This window comes from Nocardia transvalensis, assembly GCF_015477765.1.
GTDB classification, from domain to species: domain Bacteria; phylum Actinomycetota; class Actinomycetes; order Mycobacteriales; family Mycobacteriaceae; genus Nocardia; species Nocardia transvalensis_A.
The window spans coordinates 127,029-147,749 of the sequence record NZ_JADLQQ010000002.1 but is presented as its reverse complement, the minus strand read 5'-3'; the positions used below and the strand labels follow the sequence as shown (position 1 = coordinate 147,749).

Annotated in this window: 24 protein-coding genes; 15 read left to right on the top strand and 9 right to left on the bottom strand. The window is 69.7% G+C overall.

Annotated elements, in window-relative coordinates:
• Positions 1-6: 6 nt before the first annotated feature.
• The 4 genes from IU452_RS04685 to IU452_RS04670 form a co-directional block, all read right to left on the bottom strand.
• Entirely contained in the window at positions 7-801 is a 795-nt protein-coding gene (locus IU452_RS04685; protein ID WP_195107648.1) for an RNA polymerase sigma factor SigF, read from the bottom strand.
• Positions 791-1,222 (bottom strand): ATP-binding protein, encoded by a 432-nt coding sequence (locus IU452_RS04680; protein ID WP_195107647.1) that lies wholly within the window; start codon positions 1,220-1,222, stop codon positions 791-793. The genes IU452_RS04685 and IU452_RS04680 overlap by 11 nt, the downstream gene beginning before the upstream one ends.
• A gap of 262 nt (positions 1,223-1,484) precedes the next feature.
• Positions 1,485-2,168 (bottom strand): PAS and ANTAR domain-containing protein, encoded by a 684-nt coding sequence (locus IU452_RS04675; RefSeq protein ID WP_195107646.1) that lies wholly within the window; start codon positions 2,166-2,168, stop codon positions 1,485-1,487.
• A gap of 87 nt (positions 2,169-2,255) precedes the next feature.
• The gene (locus IU452_RS04670) at positions 2,256-2,654 is read right to left on the bottom strand and encodes an STAS domain-containing protein (RefSeq protein WP_228816649.1); all 399 of its coding nucleotides are present in this window, start codon (positions 2,652-2,654) and stop codon (positions 2,256-2,258) included.
• Positions 2,655-3,241: 587 nt separating this feature from the next.
• Between IU452_RS04670 and IU452_RS04665 the strand changes: the two genes are divergently transcribed.
• From IU452_RS04665 to IU452_RS39120, 3 genes are all read left to right on the top strand, one after another.
• Entirely contained in the window at positions 3,242-3,466 is a 225-nt protein-coding gene (locus tag IU452_RS04665; protein WP_195107644.1) for a DUF6480 family protein, read from the top strand.
• Between the two features lie 11 nt (positions 3,467-3,477).
• Positions 3,478-5,511, top strand: coding sequence for an erythromycin esterase family protein (locus tag IU452_RS04660; RefSeq protein WP_195107643.1), 2,034 nt, complete (start codon positions 3,478-3,480; stop codon positions 5,509-5,511).
• Positions 5,512-5,637: 126 nt separating this feature from the next.
• Positions 5,638-6,384 (top strand): aminoglycoside phosphotransferase, encoded by a 747-nt coding sequence (locus tag IU452_RS39120; protein WP_195107642.1) that lies wholly within the window; start codon positions 5,638-5,640, stop codon positions 6,382-6,384.
• 302 nt (positions 6,385-6,686) lie between these two features.
• Here IU452_RS39120 and IU452_RS04650 read toward each other — a convergent pair whose 3' ends face one another.
• Positions 6,687-7,547 carry an acyl-CoA thioesterase domain-containing protein gene (locus IU452_RS04650; RefSeq protein WP_324192443.1) on the bottom strand — a complete coding sequence of 287 codons (861 nt, stop codon included), beginning with the start codon at positions 7,545-7,547 and terminating at the stop codon, positions 6,687-6,689.
• Between the two features lie 150 nt (positions 7,548-7,697).
• On the opposite strand from IU452_RS04650, the gene IU452_RS04645 reads away from it, so the two are divergent.
• From IU452_RS04645 to IU452_RS04620, 6 genes are read left to right on the top strand one after another with little or no spacing between them, the layout of a single operon-like run.
• Positions 7,698-8,903 carry a glycosyltransferase gene (locus IU452_RS04645; RefSeq protein WP_195107641.1) on the top strand — a complete coding sequence of 402 codons (1,206 nt, stop codon included), beginning with the start codon at positions 7,698-7,700 and terminating at the stop codon, positions 8,901-8,903.
• 10 nt (positions 8,904-8,913) lie between these two features.
• Positions 8,914-9,471 carry a D-glycero-alpha-D-manno-heptose-1,7-bisphosphate 7-phosphatase gene (locus IU452_RS04640; RefSeq protein ID WP_195107640.1) on the top strand — a complete coding sequence of 186 codons (558 nt, stop codon included), beginning with the start codon at positions 8,914-8,916 and terminating at the stop codon, positions 9,469-9,471.
• A gap of 17 nt (positions 9,472-9,488) precedes the next feature.
• Positions 9,489-10,049: an SIS domain-containing protein gene (locus IU452_RS04635; protein WP_195108249.1), complete on the top strand. Its 561-nt coding sequence runs from the start codon at positions 9,489-9,491 to the stop codon at positions 10,047-10,049.
• Positions 10,050-10,072: 23 nt separating this feature from the next.
• Positions 10,073-11,083, top strand: a complete 1,011-nt coding sequence (locus IU452_RS04630; RefSeq protein WP_195107639.1) for a PfkB family carbohydrate kinase — start codon at positions 10,073-10,075, stop codon at positions 11,081-11,083.
• Positions 11,084-11,135: 52 nt separating this feature from the next.
• Positions 11,136-11,831, top strand: coding sequence for an SDR family oxidoreductase (locus IU452_RS04625; protein ID WP_195107638.1), 696 nt, complete (start codon positions 11,136-11,138; stop codon positions 11,829-11,831).
• Complete coding sequence (locus tag IU452_RS04620; RefSeq protein WP_195107637.1) at positions 11,822-12,763, top strand: glycosyltransferase family 9 protein; 942 nt, start codon at positions 11,822-11,824, stop codon at positions 12,761-12,763. Before IU452_RS04625 ends, IU452_RS04620 begins: the two co-directional genes overlap by 10 nt.
• Positions 12,764-12,866: 103 nt before the next feature.
• Here the strand turns inward: IU452_RS04620 and IU452_RS04615 are convergent, their stop codons facing one another.
• The 3 genes from IU452_RS04615 to IU452_RS04605 form a co-directional block, all read right to left on the bottom strand.
• Positions 12,867-13,118 carry a CsbD family protein gene (locus IU452_RS04615; RefSeq protein ID WP_195108248.1) on the bottom strand — a complete coding sequence of 84 codons (252 nt, stop codon included), beginning with the start codon at positions 13,116-13,118 and terminating at the stop codon, positions 12,867-12,869.
• Between the two features lie 103 nt (positions 13,119-13,221).
• Positions 13,222-13,746 carry a DUF6328 family protein gene (locus tag IU452_RS04610; protein WP_324192442.1) on the bottom strand — a complete coding sequence of 175 codons (525 nt, stop codon included), beginning with the start codon at positions 13,744-13,746 and terminating at the stop codon, positions 13,222-13,224.
• A complete protein-coding gene (locus IU452_RS04605) occupies positions 13,743-14,183 on the bottom strand; it encodes a ChaB family protein (protein ID WP_195107636.1) in 441 nt (146 codons plus the stop codon). The genes IU452_RS04610 and IU452_RS04605 overlap by 4 nt, the downstream gene beginning before the upstream one ends.
• A 68-nt stretch (positions 14,184-14,251) precedes the next feature.
• On the opposite strand from IU452_RS04605, the gene IU452_RS04600 reads away from it, so the two are divergent.
• The 3 genes from IU452_RS04600 to IU452_RS04590 are packed head-to-tail and all read left to right on the top strand — an operon-like array spanning position 14,252 to position 17,436.
• Positions 14,252-15,808: an FAD-dependent oxidoreductase gene (locus IU452_RS04600; RefSeq protein WP_324192441.1), complete on the top strand. Its 1,557-nt coding sequence runs from the start codon at positions 14,252-14,254 to the stop codon at positions 15,806-15,808.
• Between the two features lie 28 nt (positions 15,809-15,836).
• Entirely contained in the window at positions 15,837-16,664 is an 828-nt protein-coding gene (locus IU452_RS04595) for a BON domain-containing protein (RefSeq protein ID WP_195107635.1), read from the top strand.
• Positions 16,648-17,436, top strand: a complete 789-nt coding sequence (locus tag IU452_RS04590; protein ID WP_195107634.1) for a metallophosphoesterase family protein — start codon at positions 16,648-16,650, stop codon at positions 17,434-17,436. Before IU452_RS04595 ends, IU452_RS04590 begins: the two co-directional genes overlap by 17 nt.
• Positions 17,437-17,556: 120 nt before the next feature.
• Here the strand turns inward: IU452_RS04590 and IU452_RS04585 are convergent, their stop codons facing one another.
• Positions 17,557-17,973, bottom strand: coding sequence for a CBS domain-containing protein (locus IU452_RS04585; RefSeq protein WP_195107633.1), 417 nt, complete (start codon positions 17,971-17,973; stop codon positions 17,557-17,559).
• Between the two features lie 121 nt (positions 17,974-18,094).
• Between IU452_RS04585 and IU452_RS04580 the strand changes: the two genes are divergently transcribed.
• Genes IU452_RS04580 through IU452_RS04570 form a run of 3 tightly spaced genes read left to right on the top strand, consistent with a single transcriptional unit; the run spans position 18,095 to position 20,672 of the window.
• Positions 18,095-19,114 (top strand): glycosyltransferase, encoded by a 1,020-nt coding sequence (locus tag IU452_RS04580; protein WP_228816647.1) that lies wholly within the window; start codon positions 18,095-18,097, stop codon positions 19,112-19,114.
• Positions 19,111-20,343 carry a glycosyltransferase family 9 protein gene (locus IU452_RS04575; protein WP_228816645.1) on the top strand — a complete coding sequence of 411 codons (1,233 nt, stop codon included), beginning with the start codon at positions 19,111-19,113 and terminating at the stop codon, positions 20,341-20,343. Before IU452_RS04580 ends, IU452_RS04575 begins: the two co-directional genes overlap by 4 nt.
• Complete coding sequence (locus IU452_RS04570; RefSeq protein WP_228816643.1) at positions 20,340-20,672, top strand: DUF6480 family protein; 333 nt, start codon at positions 20,340-20,342, stop codon at positions 20,670-20,672. Before IU452_RS04575 ends, IU452_RS04570 begins: the two co-directional genes overlap by 4 nt.
• Positions 20,673-20,721: the final 49 nt, after the last annotated feature.

The following is a 20,721-nucleotide window of genomic DNA, read 5'->3' as shown; positions in this document are numbered from 1 at the left end:
TATGGCTCAGTCGCGGAGGGCTTCCTCGCGGAGCCAGGTGAGGGTTTTGGCGAGGATGCGGGAGACGTGCATTTGGGAGATGCCGAGGGCCTCGGCTATCTGGGTTTGGGTTTTGGCTTCGAAGAAGCGCATGATCAGGACGTTGCGTTCGCGTTCGGGGAGTTCGGCGATGAGGGGTTTGACCGCCATGAACTCTTCGACGCGGTCGTATTTCGGTTCGGCCTCGCCGAGGACCTCGAGCAGCGACAGCGGGGTGTTCTCGCTGTCGTCGCCGGTGACGGCGTCCAGCGAGGACAGCTGATAGGAGTTGCCGGCGATCAGCGCCTGGGTGACCTCGACCAGGTCGACATCCAGCTCCTCGGCGATCTCGCGGGCCCGGGGCATGCGGCCCAGCCGCTGCGCCAGCTGGTCGACGGCGCCGCCGATGGACAGCTGGATCTCCTTGGTGCGCCGCGGAACTCGCACCGCCCAGGTGTTGTCGCGAAAATGCCGGCGCACCTCGCCCATGATCGTCGGCACCGCGAACGACAGGAACGACGATCCGCGGGTGACGTCGAACCGGTCCACCGCCTGCACCAGCCCGACCCGGGCCACCTGCAGCAGATCGTCGAAATTCTCACCGCGGCCGGAGAACTTGCGGGCGATGTGATCGGCGAGCGGCATGCACAGCCCGATCACCTTCTCCCGCACCACTTCTCGCTGCGGGTCGTCGGGCGCGAGCGCGGCCAACTCCTCGAAGACCGGCTCGATATTGTCGTAGCTGTCGCCACCGCGGTGACGGCGGCTGCGCTCATCCCCCATCGGCTTCACCTCGCGCCCGGCTGAATTCGACGACGACCGGGTATCCCTCGCACGACGCGTCGAACGGCTCGGTCTGGGCCGCGATGGTGTCGGTGATGGTCTGTAGCACGTGCCAGCCGAAACTGTTCTGATCGAGCGCGTCGGACACCGAAACCACCCCGGTGACCTGCACCGTCATCCGGCCGTCGTCGAAGTTGAAATCGCAATCGATCGACGAGCCCGGCGCCGCCTCGGCAATGAGGGCCGTGGCGATCTCGTCGAGTGCGACCCGGATATCGGTCACCTCGTCGAGCGCGAAATCCGCGATCAGCGCGACGGTTTCGGCCAGCGCGCGCAGCATCGTCAGCTGCCCCAGGTCGGCCGGCACACGAATGCCGACGGTGGAGGTCTGCGCAGGTGACCTCGAAACCCACTCGCTCATCGACACGTCCCTCTCCTCCTCCTGACCGGCTGATGCGGCCGGTGCCCGCGAGCCCCGGCCGGTACGCCGTCCATTCGATGTCACGTCCATGATCCGCCGCAACCCTGCACTGTAGGGCGGTCGCGGTCGGCCCGAGACGTTCGGGGCGAACGAGCGGCGTCGAGCGCCGGTACCGCGGTCAGGGCTGCCACCTGTCGCCTTTCTCTCCGGCGTTGTACCAATGCCGACGTACCCCGGGTCGAAAGGTCGAAACACCCCTACCTCAGTCCGCCATCGCCCGTTCGTGCACGGTCAGCAACAGATGATCGAACCGGGTGCGCATTTCCACCGACCAGCCACCGAGCGACACGAGCTCGGTGACCAGTTGCTGGGCCAGCGTGCGCAGCTTGGTGTTGGTCTCCTGCGAGCGCCAGGTGAGCACCCGGAACGCCTGGTCGGCGCTGACACCGTAGACCAGCATCAGCGCGCCTTTGGCCTGTTCGATCACCGCGCGCGCCTCGTACAGCTCGGGTAGTGCACCGCTGAGGGTTTCCTGGCGGTGCTCGGCGAGGGTGGCGGTGACATCGATGTAATACCCGGTCGTGCCGATCACGGCGTCGTCCTCGTCGACCATGTAGTCGCCGACGACGATCACGTGGTGCACCCGCCCCCCGGTGTCGATGATGCGGTGCCGGCTGCAGAACGGCTCCGCCTTCTCGATCGAGCGGGCGATGGTGCTGGCCACCTGCGCGCGATCGTCCGGATGTTTGTGCGCCAGCAGTAGGTCTGTGTTCGGCTCGACGGTGCCGGGCTCGTACCCGTGCATGGCCGCCACCTCGTCGGACCACTCCCACCGCTGGTCGGCGAACCAGAAATGAAAACCGCCTACACTCTGCGGTTTTCCGGTTCCGATCACGCGTTCCAGATCGCGTGCGTCGTCCGGGGAAAGTTCCCCACTCTGCGTCACCCCACGAGTATCCGCCGCCGGGGAAACTCCGGCGAGCGGAACGGTGGGACCGATCTCCGGTCGGTCCCACACGAACCTTTTGAGCAATTACGCCTCCAAGGCGGCCTGAACCGACGGGTAGTAACGGAACAGCGGCCGTAGCCCGGTGACCTCCAATACACGCTCGACCTCCCGCCGTCCTGCGACGACGCGCAGATCCACGCCCGCGGCGGTGGCCCTCTCCTTGAAGGCCACCAGGTCCCGGGCCGACCCGATACTCAGGAACCGGGTAGACCGGAAATCGATGACTACCGCGCGGGAACTGGCGGTCACGGCCTGACCCAGCGCCGTGTGGAACTCGTCGGCCACCGCGGCGTCCAGCTCACCCTCGACTCGCACGATCGTGCAGTGCCTCCGGAGGTCCCGTACGGGTACTACCGGTGGGCCGCCATCATCGACCGGAGCCGGTGCGTCGACCCGGCGATGCAGTACGGCAATTGCAGACATAACTAGAGCCTCCCGTTAAAGGGGGTGTCCAGTCCCTGCGCGGAGATCCGTCCGGCGAGTCCGGCGACAATCGGCGTGCTACATGACCATCGCCGGCTGCTCGGATGGTTCCGTGCGCGAACCGGGATCGGCTGTAGTCTCAACCTGGTCTACATTGTGTCACGGGACGGGCCCACTGTCATTGCTTCCACCCGAAAACGCAGCCGTAGACTCACTACCTGCGTCGACGCGGACCCTTCCGCGTCGCTCTCCACGGCCGGAAATGTCTTGCCGCACTCCGCGTTCGATACCGGGCGCTCGATATTCGCCCCACCGTCGCGACGCCATCGCTCCCCCGGTTCCCCATCGGTGGCGCCGCCTATTCGCCCATCAAGACCTTTCGTGCCGAACCGACCATCCACTCTTGCCGTCGACCTTCCCGCTACTTCGAAGCAGTAAACCGCCCGGGGTGGGGTATGCGCCGGGTATGGAGCTACTGATTCTGATCGCGATCCCGGTGGCCGTCGCCGTCGTGATCCTGCGCCGCAAACGCGCAGGCCGACGGCCCGACCAGCCGCTGGCACCAGGGAACGACGGGCAGTAGGGCGATGGCGATGGACCCCGACCCCGCCCGTATCCCCGATCTGGAATCCGGCGGCGGCGTGCGACCCGGGTCCACGCCGCCGGAGACGCCGCAGACCTCGGGTCTGTCGGCGCCGGAACCGCGCACTCGTCACCATTTCCCGCCGACCGGTGTCGGCATGATTGCCGCGGCCGCCGTCCTGGTGGTCGTGTTCGTCGTGGTGGCAGTGATATTGCTGTTGCAGTTGTGACAGGAGAGGCCATGACGAGAGCCCCCGTCGCCCTCACCCATCCGCATGTCTTCCGGGACCGCCGCGAGGCGGGAACGGTTCTGGCCGAACATCTTTCGCACTACCGTGGCCGATCCGACGTGGTCGTGCTCGGCATGGCCCGCGGCGGCGTGCCCGTGGCCTGGGAAGTGGCCGCCGCGCTCGAGGCGCCACTGGATGTGTTCGTGGTGCGCAAGCTCGGCGCGCCCGCCAATCCCGAATTCGCCGTCGGCGCCATCGCTCCGGGCGATCGGATCGTGATCGACGATGACACCGTGCGCGCATTGGGCGTCACCGCCGAACAGTTGGAGTACATCACCGGGCGCGAAAGCCGCGAACTGGCCCGGCGCGAGGCCGCCTATCGCGGCGATCGGCCGCCGCCGGATCTGCGGGGCCGCATCGTCATCCTGGTCGACGACGGCTTGGCGACCGGCGCCAGCATGCGTGCGGCGGTGGGCACCCTGCGCGATATGGCTCCCGCTCGTCTGGTGGCGGCGGTTCCGGCGGCACCGGAATCGACCTGCGTGGAGATGAACCGGCTGGTCGACGAGATGATCTGTGCGACCGCCCCCGCGCCGTTCCGTGCGGTCGGCGACTCGTACTGGGATTTCACGCAAGTCACCGATCAAGAGGTGAGCCAACTTCTCGGCACGCCCACCAGCGCTCATACCGTTCCGGCCGCACCCTCGGCGGCGCTGCGCCGGGCGGTGCATCCCGCGCCGAACGGGATCCCGACGCCCGACGCGATCGATGCGCTGGTTGGTGATGCGCGCATCGTGCTGATCGGTGAGAGCACCCACGGCACCCACGACTTCTATCAAGCCCGGGCCGCGATTACGCAGTATCTGATCGCCGCGCACGATTTCTGTGCCGTGGCGGCCGAGGCGGACTGGCCCGATGCCTATCGCGTCGACTGCTATGTGCGTGGCCGCGGCACCGATTCCTCGGCCACCGAGGCGCTCGGCGATTTCGCCCGCTTCCCGGCCTGGATGTGGCGCAACACCGTGGTGCGCGATTTCGTATCCTGGCTGCGTACGCACAACCGGACCAGGCCCGGCCGGGCCGCCGGGTTCTACGGGCTCGACCTGTACAACATGCAGCGCTCGGTGGCCGAGGTGATCGCCTATCTGGATCGGGTCGACCCCCCTGCGGCGGCACGGGCGAGAGAGCGCTACGGCTGCTTCGATCATTTCCCCACCGAGGGGCAGTCCTACGGATACGCCGCCGCCTTCGGCGCCGGAGAGCCCTGTGAGCAGCAGGTGATCGAACAGCTGATGGAGTTGCGCGCCAACGCTTTTCGCGCCGACTCCGTCCAGGCCGCCGACGGCGAGGAGGCCCGCTTCTACGCCGAGCGCAATGCCGCGACGGTCCGCGATGCTGAGGAGTACTACCGCGCGATGTTCGGCGGGCACACGCTGTCGTGGAATCTGCGCGACACCCACATGCTGGACACCCTCGCCGCCTTGGACGCGCACCTGTCGCGCCGGCGCGGGCGCCCGGCCCGGATCGTGGTGTGGGCGCACAATTCCCATGTCGGCGACGCCGATGCCACCGAGCTGTCCGCGGATGGGCAGATCACCCTCGGCGGGCTGGCGCGCCGGCAGTACGGGCGGGCGAGCAGGCTGATCGGCATGTCGACGGCAACCGGCACGGTGACCGCCGCCGACGAGTGGGGTGCTCCACCTCGGCAATTCGACGTGCGTCCCGCGTTGCCCGACAGCGTCGAGGAGGTGCTGCAGAACATCGGCATGGGTCCGATCCTGATGCGTTCGGACACCACCGATCCCGCCGCGGCCGCCGCCTGGGACGCGCCCCGGCTGGGCCGCGCCATCGGCGTGGTCTATCGGCCCGAGACCGAGCGCCCCAGCCACTACTACTATGTGCGGCCCGCCCAGTGGTTCGACGCCATGATTCACATCCCGAACACACAGGCACTCCAGCCCCTGGCCGACCCCGCGGATTCCGGTCGGAAATATTCCGGCACAACGGAAGCCGAGGCCCCGGAAACCTACCCCTCGGGACTGTAAGCACACCTTGCTCAGGTGCCCGATTCGGGGTACATGTCGGAGGTGACTGTCGATCGGACACAGACATCGTCACGGCGACGCAGCTGGGAGCAATTGCCCCCGGCCACCCGAGCCGCGGTGGAGGCGATGACCGGTCCGATCGTGCGGGCGGAGTCCGTCGTAGCCGGATTCAGTAGTCATCTCGCGGCCGTCGTCGATACCGCCGACGACCGCACTTTCGTCAAGGGTATGCGCGCCGACGATCCGGAGGTGTGGACCCAGCATCGCGAGGCCACCCTCGGCCCGTATGTCACGCCGATCGGCCCGCAGGTCCGCTGGCAGATCGCCACCGACGGCTGGGATCTGCTCGGCTTCGAATATGTCGCAGGACATTTCGCGGACTATCGGATCGAGTCGGATCTGGTGGCCACGGCCGCGGCGATGGCCGCGCTCGGACGGCTGCGCTGTCCCGCGAACCTGGAGCTCAAGGATGCCGAGAAGCGTTGGGGCACCTATCTTTCCGATCCGGCCGACCGGGAACGCCTGGCCGGTGACGCGCTGCTGCACACCGACTGGAACTACAGCAATGTGCTCATCACCGAGGCCGGGGTCGCCCGCCTGGTGGACTGGCCGTGGGCCACGCGCGGGGCGGCCTGGATCGACCCGGGCTGCTGGATCGTGTGGTTGATCCTCGCGGGCCAACGCCCCGAGGAGGCCGAGACCTGGGCCGCCCGAGTCCCCGCCTGGCACACCGCCACCGACCACGACCTGGCCCTGTTCTCCACCGCCCTCGCCGAGGAATGGACCGCCACCGCCACCCGCAACTCCAACGTCTGGACCCGCAGCCTCCGCGACGCCGCCCACCAGTGGAAAAACCACCGCCTCCACCTGTGACACGGCTGAACATCCAAGGGCACACGCCTGCTGCCGTACCCGTCGCCCGGCGTGCCCGTAATCACTGGCATCTCCGTCGTTCCCGGTCGCCGAGTCTCCCGGTTCTGGTCGCCGGTCCTGCTCCATTCCCCGCGACAGGCTTGCTTCATTCCCCGCGACAGGCTTGCTTCATTCCCCGCGACAGGCTTGCTTCATTCCCCGCGACAGGCTTGCTTCATTCCCCGCGACAGGCTTGCTTCATTCCCCGCGACAGGCTTGCTTCATTCCCCGTCGCTCCGGCCCCCAGGGCCGGAGCGACGGGGTCAGGGGCGGCGGGCGGCGGCGATGACGTCCTCGTGGCGGGCGGCGATGACGCCGTCGAGGCGGGCGGCGGTGATCTGGCGGGCGGCGTTGGCGAGGGCGGTGGTCATGGCTGTGCCGAAGGGGCCGTGGCGGTCGAAGAGGGTGGTGGTGCCGACGGCGATTCCGTTCTCGCTCAGGTGGTTGTCCGCCTCGAGGCCGATCCAGCTGTCGACGGGCAGGCGGGACAGGGCCACGGTGAGGTCGGTGTTGATGAAGCCGATGCCCGCGTCGCCCCAATTGGTCACCATGCTGGTCTGTTCCGCGGCCATCGCGACGGTCACGAACGGGGACGGCTCCTCCCCCGCGATCAGCGGAAGCGGGTGCTGCCAACAGCGTTTGCGGCTGGCGTTCTCGTGGTCGGACACGCGACGCGTCCACTCGGCGGAGGCGTCGCTGTTCCACAGCGGAGCATCCGGACGCGCCTGCGGCGGCGCCAGCTCCAGCGGCGGCGGCATCGGCTTCCGGTCCCGGGTCCAGATCGTTCCCGGCGGCTGCTGTGACGGCCGCAGGAAAATCGCCGACGCACGCGCAACGGGTGTCTCGTCCTGAATCACCACCGCGTCGGCGAGCCGGATCCGGGTGCCCTCACGCACCCGCGTGGTCGACACCGACAGCCGCCGCATCCGCGCCGGCTTGAACAGGTCCACCGTCAGCCGCACCGGCGCGAAACCGTCGCCGCCGTGCCCGTTTTCGAGCGCCCGGGCCAGCACGCCGCACAGCGCCGGGCCGACCATCTGGTCCGCCGACCACTGGCTCGCCGCGATCGACCGCGGTTCGAACGCCCCGCCGTCGGCCCCGAAGTATCCGAATTCCTCGGTCACGTTTTCCACGTCCTACCGGTCGGATCGCCGCGGCGATCGATCTTGTTCCCGCAGGCAGATATAGCACGCTGCCGAAACCAGTTTCAATCGTGTTGCTCGTCTCCGCGGCCCGCGGTGTTTCGATCGGAGAAGCACGGGCATGTCGAGCACATGAAAGTTGCCATGATCTCCGAACATGCCAGTCCCCTGGCGGCCCTCGGTGGCGCCGATGCGGGCGGCCAGAATGTGCACGTGGCAGCGCTTTCCGCGGCGCTGGCCCGGCGCGGGCACGAGATCACGGTGTACACCCGCCGCGATGACGCACACGCGCCCGACCGGGTCGACACCGCCGACGGCTACCGCGTGGTGCACGTGCCCGCCGGGCCGCCGCGGCCGTTGCCCAAAGATCGCTTACTGCCCCACATGGGCGAATTCGGCGCCTATCTGCGCGAGCACTGGACGGCGTCGCGCCCGGATGTGGCGCACGCCCACTTCTGGATGTCCGGTCTCGCCGCCGAACTGGCCGCGCGGGATCTGGAAGTGCCGGTGGTGCAGACCTTTCACGCGCTGGGGACGGTGAAGCGGCGCCATCAGGGCGCGGCCGACACCAGTCCGCCGTCGCGGATCCGCTTCGAGCGGTTGATCGCCACCCGCGCCTCCCGAATCGTGGCAACCTGCAGCGACGAAGTGTTCGAACTCACCCGGATGGGTGTGCCGCGCTATCGCACCTCGGTGGTTCCCTGCGGTGTCGACACCCAGCTGTTCACTCCGGACGGCCCGGCCGCCGAGCGCGGCCGCCTGCCGCACCGGCTGGTGTCGGTGGGCCGGATGGTGCCGCGCAAGGGCTTCGACATCGCCATCCGGGCGCTGGCCGAACTCCCCGATACCGAACTGATCATCGCCGGAGGCACGGAGGAGGAGGCCGAGGAGGCCACCCGCCTGCGCCGGATCGCCGCCGAAGCCGGTGTGGCAGACCGAGTCCGGATGCTCGGCCAGGTGCCGCGCACCGCCATGCCCGCACTGTTGCGGTCGGCCGATGCGGTGGTGTGCACGCCGTGGTACGAACCGTTCGGCATGGTTCCGCTGGAGGCCATGGCATGTCACCTGCCGGTGGTGGCGACCGCGGTCGGCGGCATGATCGACACCGTCGTGGACGGGGTGACCGGACGCCTGGTCGCCTCCTTGGACCCGCATGCCATCGCCGAGGCCCTCCGCCCGCTGCTGACCGACCACACGCTGCGGGAAGTGTGGGGCGCGGCCGGTTTCGCGCGTGCCCGCACCCGCTACACCTGGGACCGGATCGCGACGCAGACCCTCGGCGTCTACCGGCTGGCCGCCCCGATGGTCGCCGGTAAGACCGCGTCGGCAGCGCGATGAGGTGCCCGTGATGCCACCGGCGCTGCTGTTCGATCGCGACGACACCCTGATTGTGGACGTGCCCTACCTGGCCGATCCCGAACTGGTCCAGCCGGTTCCGGGTGCCGCGGCCCTGCTGGACGAGCTGCGCCACGCGGGCGTACCGGTCGGCGTGGTGAGCAATCAGTCGGGAGTGGCGTCCGGAAAGGTGACCCTGGCACAACTGGCCGCTGTCAACGCGCGCGTCGAGCAGCTACTCGGCCCCTTCGACACCTGGCAGATCTGCCCCCACGGCCCCGCCGACGGCTGCGCGTGCCGCAAACCGCGCCCGGGGCTGGTCACCGCCGCGGCCCGGCGTCTAGGCGTCGCGCCCGCCCACTGCGTGATGATCGGCGATATCGGCAGTGACGTGCAAGCCGCCCTGGCCGCCGGGGCCCGCGCGGTACTGGTACCCACCGACAAGACCCGTCCCGCCGAGATCGCGCACGCCCGCGCCGTCGCCCGGGTGGCCCCCGACCTGGCCACCGCGGTCGACCTCGCGCTGGCCGGCACCGGATCCGACGGTGGGAGAGAGGAGGATTCACGGTGACGATCCAATACGACGACATCCTCGCCGCCCGTTTCACCGCGCTCGAGCAGGCCCTGCACCACAATCGGCCCGCAATCGGGCGGTTGTGGCGCTGGGGACAGCATCTGGCCGGCGTCTACGCGCGCGGCGGGCGGCTGTTCGCCTGCGGCAACGGCGGAAGTGCCGCGGAGGCACAGCATCTCACCGCCGAGCTGACCGGGCGCTTCGAGGGTGAACGCGATCCACTGTCCGCGATTCCGCTGCATGCGGACACCTCGACGATGACCGCGGTGGTCAACGACTACGGCATCGACGAGATGTTCGCCCGCCAGGTGCGCGCCCACGCCCGCCCCGGCGATGTGCTGGTCACCCTGTCCACCAGCGGTTCCAGCCCCAACGTGGTCGCCGCCGCCAAGGCGGCCCAGGACATCGGGGCGCTCACCTGGGCCCTGACCGGCCCGGCGCCCAATCCGCTGGCGGCCCTGTGTCACGACGCCATCGCCGTCGAGGCCGACCGCGTGGCCACGGTGCAGGAAGTGCACCTGCTGCTGATCCATTCACTCTGTGCCGCACTGGAATCGGCCATGGGATCCCGGTGAGCATCCGACCCGGAGGTAGACGTATGAGTTCCCGAGGGCCGCTGGTCGTGGTCGGCGACGTCCTGCTCGATATCGATGTGCAGGGCCGCGCCGATCGGTGCAGCCCCGACGCCCCGGTCCCCGTCGTGGACGTCGCGACCCGCGAATTCCGTCCCGGCGGAGCGGGTTTGGCGGCGCTGCTGGCGACCGCCGACAGCGACGAGGTGATTCTGATCGGTGGCTTCGGGGCCGACGCCGCTGCCGAGCGATTGCGCGCACTGCTGGCCGGGCGGGTCGAATTGGCCGAACTGCGGCTGCACGGAACCACGGTGTGCAAGGAACGCATTCGCGCCGTCGGGCCCTGCGCGGGCGGACCGGGCCCGGTCGACCGGCAGCCCGAGGACCCCGGGACCGATCCGGCACAGCGCCCGGTCCCGATCACTCGCCTCGATTACGGCGACGGGCACATCGCCGACGACGAAGCGCTGCCGGGTTCCGTCCGCTCGGCCCTGCGCTCGGCCGGATCGATCCTGGTCGCCGACTACGGTCGCGGCGTGGCCGCCCACCCGCAACTGCTGGAACTGCTCGCCGAGCTCGCCGCCGACATCCCGATCGTGTGGGATCCGCATCCGCGCGGCGGCACTCCCGTGCGCGGCGCGGCCCTGGCCACCCCCAACCGCGCCGAGGCGGCGGCGTTCGTCCCGGGCTGGCCGGATTTCGGCAATCGCGCCCGAGAGCTCACCGGCCGCTGGGGCACGCGTGCGGTGGTGGTCACCCTCGGCGGTGACGGGGCGGTCTTCTACCGGCGCGGCTCCCGCGAGTTCCTGCCCATCCCGGTACCCGCCCGCCTGCGCCCCGCTCCCGGGGCCGATACCTGCGGCGCCGGTGACCGTTTCAGCGCCGCGGCCGCCGCGGCCCTCAACGACGGGCACGGCCTGGCCTACGCGGTCCGCCACGCCGTGGACAGCGCGGCCGAATTCGTCTGTGCCGGAGCAGCATCCGGTATGCGCCTGGCTCGGCGCCCGCACCCGGCCCGCCATCTACGAGCCCTGTGAATCTCCCGAATCATCCACCGGACACCCCCTTCGGCAAGAAAGGCAGCCTGGTATGACCGAAAGCACCACTCTGGGCAATATCGTGATCACCGGCGGCGCATCGGGCCTGGGCGCGGCCGTCGCCGAGGCCGTGCGCAAGGCCGGCGGCACCCCACTGGTCATCGATCGCGCCGATCCCGGCGACTTCGACTGGGAGGAAGCCGATCTCGGCGATCCCGGCACCGCCGAACGCGCCGTCGCGGCCCTGGCCGAGCGCGCGGGTGGCGAAGTGCACGGGGTGTTCACCGCCGCCGGCACCGATGCCTGCGGTCGCCTCGACGAGGTGCCGACCGCCGACTGGGAGCGCGTGATCCGGGTCAATCTGCTCGGCACGGCCGCGGTCGTCCGCGCCGCGCTGCCCCTGCTGCGGCGCACGCACGGCCGGGTGGTGACCGTCGCGTCGACCCTCGGCCTGCGCGCCCTGCCCGACGCCACCGCCTACTGCGCCTCCAAATTCGGGGTGGTCGGATTCACCCGGGCGCTGGCCGCGGAGACGGCCGGGGAAATCGGCGTCACCATGCTGGTCCCGGGCGGCATGCACACCGCCTTCTTCGACGACCGGCCCGAGCAGTACAAGCCCGGCCCCGACGCGAAACTGAACCGTCCCGAGGACGTCGCCGACGCGGTCGTCTTCGCCCTGTCCCAACCCGCGGGCTGTGAGATCCGGGAGATGGTGGTCTGCCCGTCCACCGAAACCTCATGGCCGTGACGCTGGCGCTGCGCGCGCTCGGGCTCGGCGATTTCCTCACCGCCGTCCCCGCGCTGCGCGCACTGCGCGCCGCCCACCCCGACCATCGCCTGGTGCTGGCCGCCCCCGAATGGCTGCGCCCGATCGTCGAATTGTCCGGTGCCGTCGACGATCTGCACCCCACTCCGGGACTCGGCGCCCTGCACTGGGACGGCCCGCCGCCGCGACTGGCGGTGAACCTGCACGGCCGCGGCCCGACCAGCATCGCCGACCTGCTCCGCCTGCGCCCCGAGCGCCTGATCACCTACCGCCACCGCCGCTACCCGCGGATCCCGGGGCCGGAATGGCCGTTCAACGCCCATGAGGTGGTCCGCTGGTGCCGATTGCTGGAGACGGCCGGAATCCGTACCACCCCAAGCGATTTGGCGATCGAGGCACCGCCGCAGACCCGGAACGAGGGAGCGGTGATCGTCCATCCCGGCGCCGGCACCGCCGCATGCCGCTGGCCCGCAGAGCGATTCGCCAGCGTCGCCGCGCATCTGCACCGCGGCGGCCATCGCGTCCTGGTGACCGGCAGCGGATCCGAGCGATCCCTCGCCCGGCACGTCGCCGAGTACGCAGGTCTGCCCGCGGAGGCCGTGACCGCCGGTCACTACACGCTGCGCGAGGTCGCGGCCACGGTGGCCGGTGCGGCGCTGGTCGTCTGCGGAGACACCGGAATCGGGCATCTGGCAACGGCTTTCGGCACGCCGTCGGTGCTGGTGTTCGGACCGAATCCGCCCGCCTGGTGGGGTCCGCCGCCGGACCGTCCGGCGCACCGCGTGCTCTGGGCGAGGCGGTTGGGCGACCCGTTCGCCGACACCGCCGACCCGGGTCTGCTGTTGATCACCCCCGAGCAGGTGATCGAGGCGGTGGATCGGCAACTCTCGGCGGCCGTGGCCGCCCGATCCTGAATTCGACCAACGAAATTCGACGGGGTCGAAATGCACAAAGAAGAACGGTTGCCCGGTTCACAAACCGGGCAACCGTTTCTTTCGGAATCAGAGGACGCGAGCGTTACTGGTTACCGCGCTGGTATGCGCGCTGGCGCTCCTCGTCCATCCGCGCCTCGGCGCGTTCCTTTTCGGCTTGGGCTTCCTTCTTGGCGGCCTCCTCCTTGGATTCGGCCCGGTCCTGCTGGGCCCGGCCCTCGTCACGCAGGTTCTCGTTGCCGAAGACGGTGCCGGCGGCCTCCTTGGCCTTACCCTTCACATCCTCGACAGCACCTTCGAAACCTTCGCGGGCGCCGCCCTTTTCACGCTCGGACAAGACATTCACCTCCAGAATGTCGGTATCACGGACATTCTGGACGTACCCGGGCGTAGGGTAGCGAAACGCGCTGCCCACCAGGGTGATCCATAACACCGAAATATTACTGTGATGACACACGTGGCGGTCGGCGCTCGTGCCACGGGTGCACCAGCCAGGCAATCAAGAACACCGCGGCGAATACGACCCCCGAAACCGCCGCGGCCACTCCGCCGGCCACCACATCGAAAATCAGAATCGCCACTCCGGTCAACGCGACACCGAGCAACGCCAGCCCGACCATGGCGTACAGATGCGCCATGTGCACCACCTGCGCCAGCCGATGGCGGCGAAACAGGATGCGGTGCGCCGACACCGGGCCGACCAGAAAGACCGTGGCCCCGATCGACGCGGCCACCGTGCCCAGATAAACCCACCGCATCCAATCGCTCACCACATCGGTGAACCGCGCCTGGAACGGCAGCGTCAGCAGAAATCCGGTCAGCAATTGCACACCGGTCTGCACGACACGAGTCTCCTGAATCAGCGTGATCCAATTGCGATCCAACCGCTGCGTATCGGTCTCGTGCCGGGTCTCCCAGTTCCAGATCCGGTCCTCGGCCGGCGGCTCGGCCGTCGCGCCGCTCACGAGCCCGGGGCCTTCTTCCCCTTACCGCGGGCACGGGCCCGCCGGTCGTACTTCTCGATCGCCTCCACGAGCTGGTCCTTGGTCATCTTCCAGCGCCCCGAGATCTGCAGTCGGCCCGCGATATCGAGCAAATGCCGCTTGGAGGCGTTGGCGTTCACTCCTTCCGCGGTCTCCCCCTCGGCGTCGGGTCCGCCGCTCTTGGCGCGCTCATCGGAGGGACCGCGCTTCTTCTTCGGTTCCCAATGGTCGCCGACCTTCTCGTAACTGTGCTTGAGCGCCGCATAGGCGACCCGATGCGCGCGCTGTTCGCTGCCGTACTCCTCGAGGGCCGAATCGTGGGTTTCGGCGAAGATGCGCTGCGCGTGTTCATCGGATTTGCGCAGGGTGCTGGGCAGCTCGGAGGCCTTCGGATCGCCTCGCTGAGTGGTCTTGGGCATCTGGTACCCCTTTCGTCGCGGACTGCGTGGTGATATCCGCGTACCCGCGCCGGGACCGCTCAATCAGCGTGGAGTTTTCGGCCCGCGCGGCCGGGCAACCGGACAATATGACCTCGATCTGGCTGCACAAACCCCGTCCCCCGGCCCGGCCGGCTCTCCCCCCGGGCCGACGCTTCGACGTCGTCGTGGTCGGCGGCGGTCTGACCGGGCTGGTCACCGCGCTGCTGCTGGCCGAGCAGGGTGTCCAGGTGGCGGTGGTCGAGGCCAGACGCCTCGGCGCGGTCACCACCGGCAACACCACCGGCAAGGTCAGCCTGCTGCAGGGCACCCGGGCCGGTGCGATCGCCCGCCGCCATTCACCGAAGCTGTTGCGCGCCTATACCGAGGCCAATCGTGCCGGTCAGCAGTGGCTGCTGAGCTACTGCGCCGAGCACGACATCGCGGTGCAGCGTGAAGCGGCATATACCTATGCGCAGACCGAGGCCGGTCTGAAGGCGGTGCGCGCCGAGCTCGCCGCGACCCGCAAGGCCGGGCTGGACACCTCCTTCGTCTCCGATCTCGACGTGCCCTTCCCGATCCACGGCGCGGTCCGCCTCGACGACCAGGCCCAGCTCGACGCGATCGACGTGATCGATGCGCTCGCCGCCGATCTGCAGGTCCGCGGCGTGCCGATCTTCGAGGGCACCCGCGTCCAGGGCATGCACAGCCGCGACGGCGCCGACCACGAACTGCGCACCGAACACGGCGACGTCGCCGCCCACACCGTGATCCTGGCGACCGGCACCCCGATCCTCGACCGCGGCGGATTCTTCGCCCGGGTCACCGCCCAGCGCTCGTATGCGGCGGCCTTCGAGGTGCCCGAGCCGCCCCCGCGGGGCATGTACCTCAGTGCCGACAGCCCGGTGCGCTCGGTGCGGTACGTGCCGACCGAACACGGCGATCTGCTGCTGGTCGGCGGCAGCGGTCACGGGGTCGGCCGCACCGGTGACGCCCGCGGTCACGCCGACGACGTGGTCGAGTGGACCCGTCGCTGGTTCCCGGCGGCCGAACCGGTGTATCGCTGGTCGGCGCAGGACTATCGGCCCAGCGGCGAACTGCCCTACGCCGGACCGATCCTGCCCGGTCACGACCGCATCCTGGTCGCCACCGGCTATGCCAAATGGGGGCTGGCCAACGCCGTGGCCGCCGCGCACACCCTGGTCGGCCGCATGATCGGCAAGCCCGCGCCGTGGGAGACGGCGTTCGACACCTGGAGTCCGCGGGAGCTGGCCGCACTGCCGACCGCGGTCCGCGACAACGGCGAAGTGGCACTGCGGTTTTCGAAGGGCTGGCTGTCGGCGCTGGCCGCCCCGGTCGCGCGCCGGGTCACCGGCGCCGCGGCCGCGCCACCGGCCGAGGGCAGCGGCCGCCTCGACGGTCTCGGCCCCACCCCGACCGCGGTGAGCACCGTCGACGGCCACACGCACCGGGTGTCGGCGGTGTGCCCGCACCTGGGCGGCATCGTGGCGTGGAACGCTGCGGAATGCTCGTGGGACTGCCCGTTGCACGGTTCGCGCTTCGCCCCGGACGGGCGGCTGCTCGAGGGTCCGGCCACGCGGTCGCTGTCGGCCGCCTCGCGCGATTAACACCGACCGGCCCGGGTAGGACAACACCATGTCCACGCCGATAGACCAGCTGTTGCAGACCCTCACGCGCGTGGTGAACACCCTGTTGGATGCCGAGATCCCGTTCGCGGTCGCCGGCGGTTGCGCGGTGTACGCCCGGGGCGGGCCGGCCTCCGATCATGATGTCGACATCTTCGTCAAACCCGTCGATGTCGAACGCGCCCGGCAGGCGCTGGCGGGAGCGGGTCTGCGACTGGTGGATCCGGCGGAGGACTGGCTCACCAAGGCCTACGACGGAGAGACGTTGGTGGACTTGATCTTCCGCCCCAACTATCGCCCCGTCGACGACGAAATGCTCGCGCGCGCAACGTGGATGCGGATCGGCCCGACCGCGGCGCCCGTGGTCAGCGGCACCGATCTGATGGTGGACAAGCTGATGGTGCTCGACCCGCATCGGCTGGATTTCACCACCCTGCTGCATATCGCGCGCGGGCTGCGCGAGCAGGTGGACTGGGCCCAGGTGCGTGAGGAGACCTCGATGTCGCCCTACGCCCGGGCCTTCCTCGGCCTACTCGAGGATCTCGGCATCTGCGACAAGGGAGGCATTGTGATCGACGATCCGAGCGGCGACGTCCTGCCGCAATATCTGGTGGCGAATCTGCGCCGGGCCTTCGCCGAGGACCCGCGCACCGCCGAAATGGGCGTGCAGGTGACCATTCGCGGCGATGTGGTCGTGCTCTCCGGCGAGGTGAGCAGCGCCCAGCGCCGCCGCCAACTCGAGGACGTCGTCCGCGAGCACGCTCCGAAACTGCGTGTGCACAACGATGTCCGCGTCACGACCCCGACCGCACCGGCCGATCATGAGCACCTCGGCTGACGGCGCGGAACAGGTGGTGCGCATCGCCGCGGTCGGCGATGTGCACCTGGGCGCGGAGTCGGCCGGGCTGTTGCGCCCGGCGCTGGAGGAGTTGCCCGACTGCGCCGATGTGCTGCTGCTGGCGGGCGATCTGACCCGCCACGGCACCCTCGACGAGGGCCGGGTGGTCGCCACCGAATTCGCCGATCTGGGGGTGCCGGTGATCGCTGTGCTGGGCAATCACGACCATCACAGCGACGAGCAGGACGACATCACCGCCCTGCTCCGCGATCACGGCATCCGGGTGCTTGAGGGCGATGCCACCACGGTGCCCGTGGACGGGCACACCCTCGGGGTGGCGGGCACGAAGGGTTTCGGCGGCGGCTTCGCGGGTAAGTGCGCGAGCGTGTTCGGCGAACGCGTGATGCGCGACTTCGCCTCGCACACAGTCGATCTCGCCCAATCGCTGCGGGAGGCGCTGGACAGCCTGGACACCGATATCCGGGTGGCGCTGACCCACTACTCCCCCGTCAGCGACACCCTGCACGGCGAACCGCGGGAGATCTATCCGTTCCTGGGCTCGTATCTGCTCGGCGAGGCGATCGACTGCTGCGGAGTGCAATTGGCGCTGCACGGCCACGCCCACGCCGGTTACGAGCGAGGCACCACACCGGGCGGGATCCGGGTACGCAACGTGGCCCAGCCGGTGATCCGAGCCGCCTTCGCGGTCTACGACCTCCCGGTTCCCGCGAAAACACCTGTGCGCGAACCGAATCCGACCCCTTCGAGCTGAGGTCCCGGTCACAGCATGCCGGGACCACCAGGGTTCCGGCACAAGGGTTCTGGCGTACGAATCCCTATGGTCCCGGATGCTTTCGGCCGGGACCACACGGGCGGAGGCATGCGGGGCGGGCTACTCTTGCGAGACGGCCTCGACGACGCTGCCCGACTGCGGGTTGCCGAGTTCGCGAGCCACGTCGGCCTGGGCGACGATGCCGACCAGGCGGTCGTTGTCCAGCACGGGCACTCGGCGGATCTGGTGCTGCGACATCAGCTCGCACACCTTCGAGACATCGTCGTCGGCCTGCACCATCACGGGGGTGCCCTCGGCCAGCTCGCCGGCATGCACACCGATCGGATCCCTGCGCTGGACAATCACCTTCACGACGATGTCGCGGTCGGTGAGCATGCCCTTGAGCCGGTTGTCCTCGCCGCAGATGGGCACGGCGCCGATGTTCAGTTCGGCCATCTTGCGTGCCGCGTCGAGCACGGTATCGCTGGTGCGTACGCATTCGACACCGGGAGTCATGATGTCGCGTGCGGTGGTCATGGAGTGCCTCCTCGAATCGTCCGGTGGGACCGGCCATCCGTGACGGACGGCCTGTTCAGCGCCTACCCGCGCAGCCGATCGGTACACGTTTCACACCTGGTGCGCCGGGCACCCGCCCCGTATGAGGGATTCGACCACCGATTCGCAGTCCCGCGCGCTGAACGTGCTGCTGTGGCATGTGCACGGGTCCTGGACGACCTCGTTCGTACAGGGCCCGCACAACTATCTGCTGCCCACGGATCCGGCGCTCGGGGAATGGGCGCTCGGGCGGTGCGGGCGGCCGTGGTCCGACCGCGTCGTCGAGGTGGCGCCCGCCGATCTGGCCCACACCGACGTCGACGTGGTGCTGCTGCAGCGCCCGCGCGAACTCGAGCTGGCCCGGGAATGGCTGGGCCGAGCGCCGGGGACCGAGGTGCCCGCGGTCTACGTCGAGCACAACACCCCGCGCGAGCATGCGGCGCTGACCCGGCATCCGCTGGCCGACCGCTCCGACATCCCGCTGGTGCACGTGACCAGCTTCAACCGGTTGATGTGGGACAACGGCCGCGCTCAGACCCGGGTCATCCCGCACGGAGTCATCGATCCCGGCTACCTCTACACCGGCGAGATGCCGCGCGCGGCCACCACCATCAACGAGCCGGTGCGCCGCTGGCGGATCACGGGCACCGACCTGCTCGCCGGGCTGTCCGACGCCGCACCGATCGACGTCTTCGGCATCGGCACCCCCGGACTCGAGGTCGTGGTCGGCCGCCCACCGGATCGCGTCTGCGGCGTGGGCGACCTGAATCAGGCCGCGCTACATCGCGAATTGGGACGTCGACGGGTCTTCGTGCACACCCCACGCTGGACCTCGCTGGGCATGTCGGTCATCGAGGCCATGTATCTGGGCATGCCGATCGTCGCGGTCGGCACCACCGAGGCCTCGGCCTCGATCCCCGCCGAGGCAGGCGTCGTCTCCACCGACCCCGACATCCTCACCGAGGCCGTCCGCCAGTTCGTCGCCGAACCGGTCTTCGCCGAACTGACCGGCAAATCCGCCCGCCACTGGGCCCAAGCCAATTTCGGCATCGCCCCCTTCCTCCGCCGCTGGAACCGCCTACTCACCGAAGCAACCACCACCATCCGCCAGGCCTCCGCATGACCGCCACCGGACAAACCCCGGTGCCTGGTTCCCCCACGCAGAGCACAGCCACCGGCTCCCCCATGCAGCGCGCAGCCACCGGCTCCCCCGCGCAGGACGCAGCCACCGGCTCCCCCGCGCAGGACGCAGCCACCGGTTCCCCCGCGCAGGACGCAGCCACCGGTTCCCCCGCCCGGCCGGAGGCCGGGCGGGGGCATGTGCTCGTCGCTCGGCTCGATAGTGCGGGGGATGTGTTGTTGGTGGGGCCTGCGGTGCGGGCCGTGGCTGCGCGGGCGGATACGGTGACCTTTCTGGCGGGGCCGCGGGGGCGGGCGGCGGCGGAATTGCTGCCCGGGGTGGATCGGGTGGTCGAATTTCATGCCGCCTGGGTGGATTTCACGCCGCCGCGGTCGATCGGTGAGAGCGTGGACGGGCTGCTGGCGCAGGTGCGGGACAAGGTGCCCGACGAGGCGATCATCTTCACCTCCTTTCACCAGTCGCCGTTGCCGCTGGCGCTGCTGCTGCGGCTGGCCGGGGTGGATCGGATCAGCGCGATCAGCGTCGACTACCCGGGTTCACTGCTGGACGTGCGCCATCGTGTCGACGACGACATCCCCGAACCGGAACGGGCGCTGTCACTCTCGACGGCCGCCGGATACCCACCGGTCGGTTACGAACTCGCCGTGCGACCCGAACTGCTGCCCGAGGTCGGCGAACTCACCGGCGGCCCCGGCTATATCGTCGTCCATCCGGGCGCGGCGGTCCCGGCCCGGCGAATGTCGATGGAGCGCAGCCGATCCGTGGTCGCGGCCCTGGCTCGCGCGGGTCACCGGGTCGTGGTGACCGGTGGACCGGACGAACGGGAACTCACGGCGGCGGTGGCCGATTCGCACGCCCGCGATCTGGGCGGGCGCACCGATCTGGCCGGACTGGCGGCGATCCTGCGCGAGGCCCGCGTCGTGGTTGCCCCCAACACCGGCCCGGCCCATCTGGCGGCGGCCGTCGGCACCCCGGTGGTGTCGCTGTTCGCCCCGGTCGTCCCGGCCCGCCGCTGGGCCCCCTACGGGGTGCCCGTCGTCCTGCTGGGCGACCAGCACGCGCCCTGCGCCGGATCCCGCGCCCGCACCTGCCCCATCCCCGGGCATCCGTGCCTGGACGCAATTCCGGACGCGGCTGTGGTCGAGGCGGTTTCGCGGGTACCCGGCCAGCAGCCCCGTGTTCCGATTATTTCCGAAGGAGACCGCCGATGACCGGCAACCCGAACGAACCGGCCGGTACGAGACCGACAGGCGGCAGCGAGCCCGGCTACACCCCCGACGCTCAGCGCACCACGCGCTCGCGCGCCGGCGAATCCGTCGCCGACACCCGCAACTGGCCCGGCCTGACACTGGTCGCGATCGGCGTGGTCGCGCTGGCGGCCACGCTCACCGCCGCCGGATACGGCTTCCCGGGCTGGACCCTGCTGGGCGCCATCGTGACCGTGGTCTGCCTGGCCGCCGGCGCGGTGATCATCACCGCCGAGCACCGGCGGGTCAAGGCGCGCACCGGAGACCGGCTGCGCGACCCCGAGGGCCACTGACAGCCCCGATCTCGTTGCGTCGGTGCCGGTTCCCGCGCCGCGATTGCCC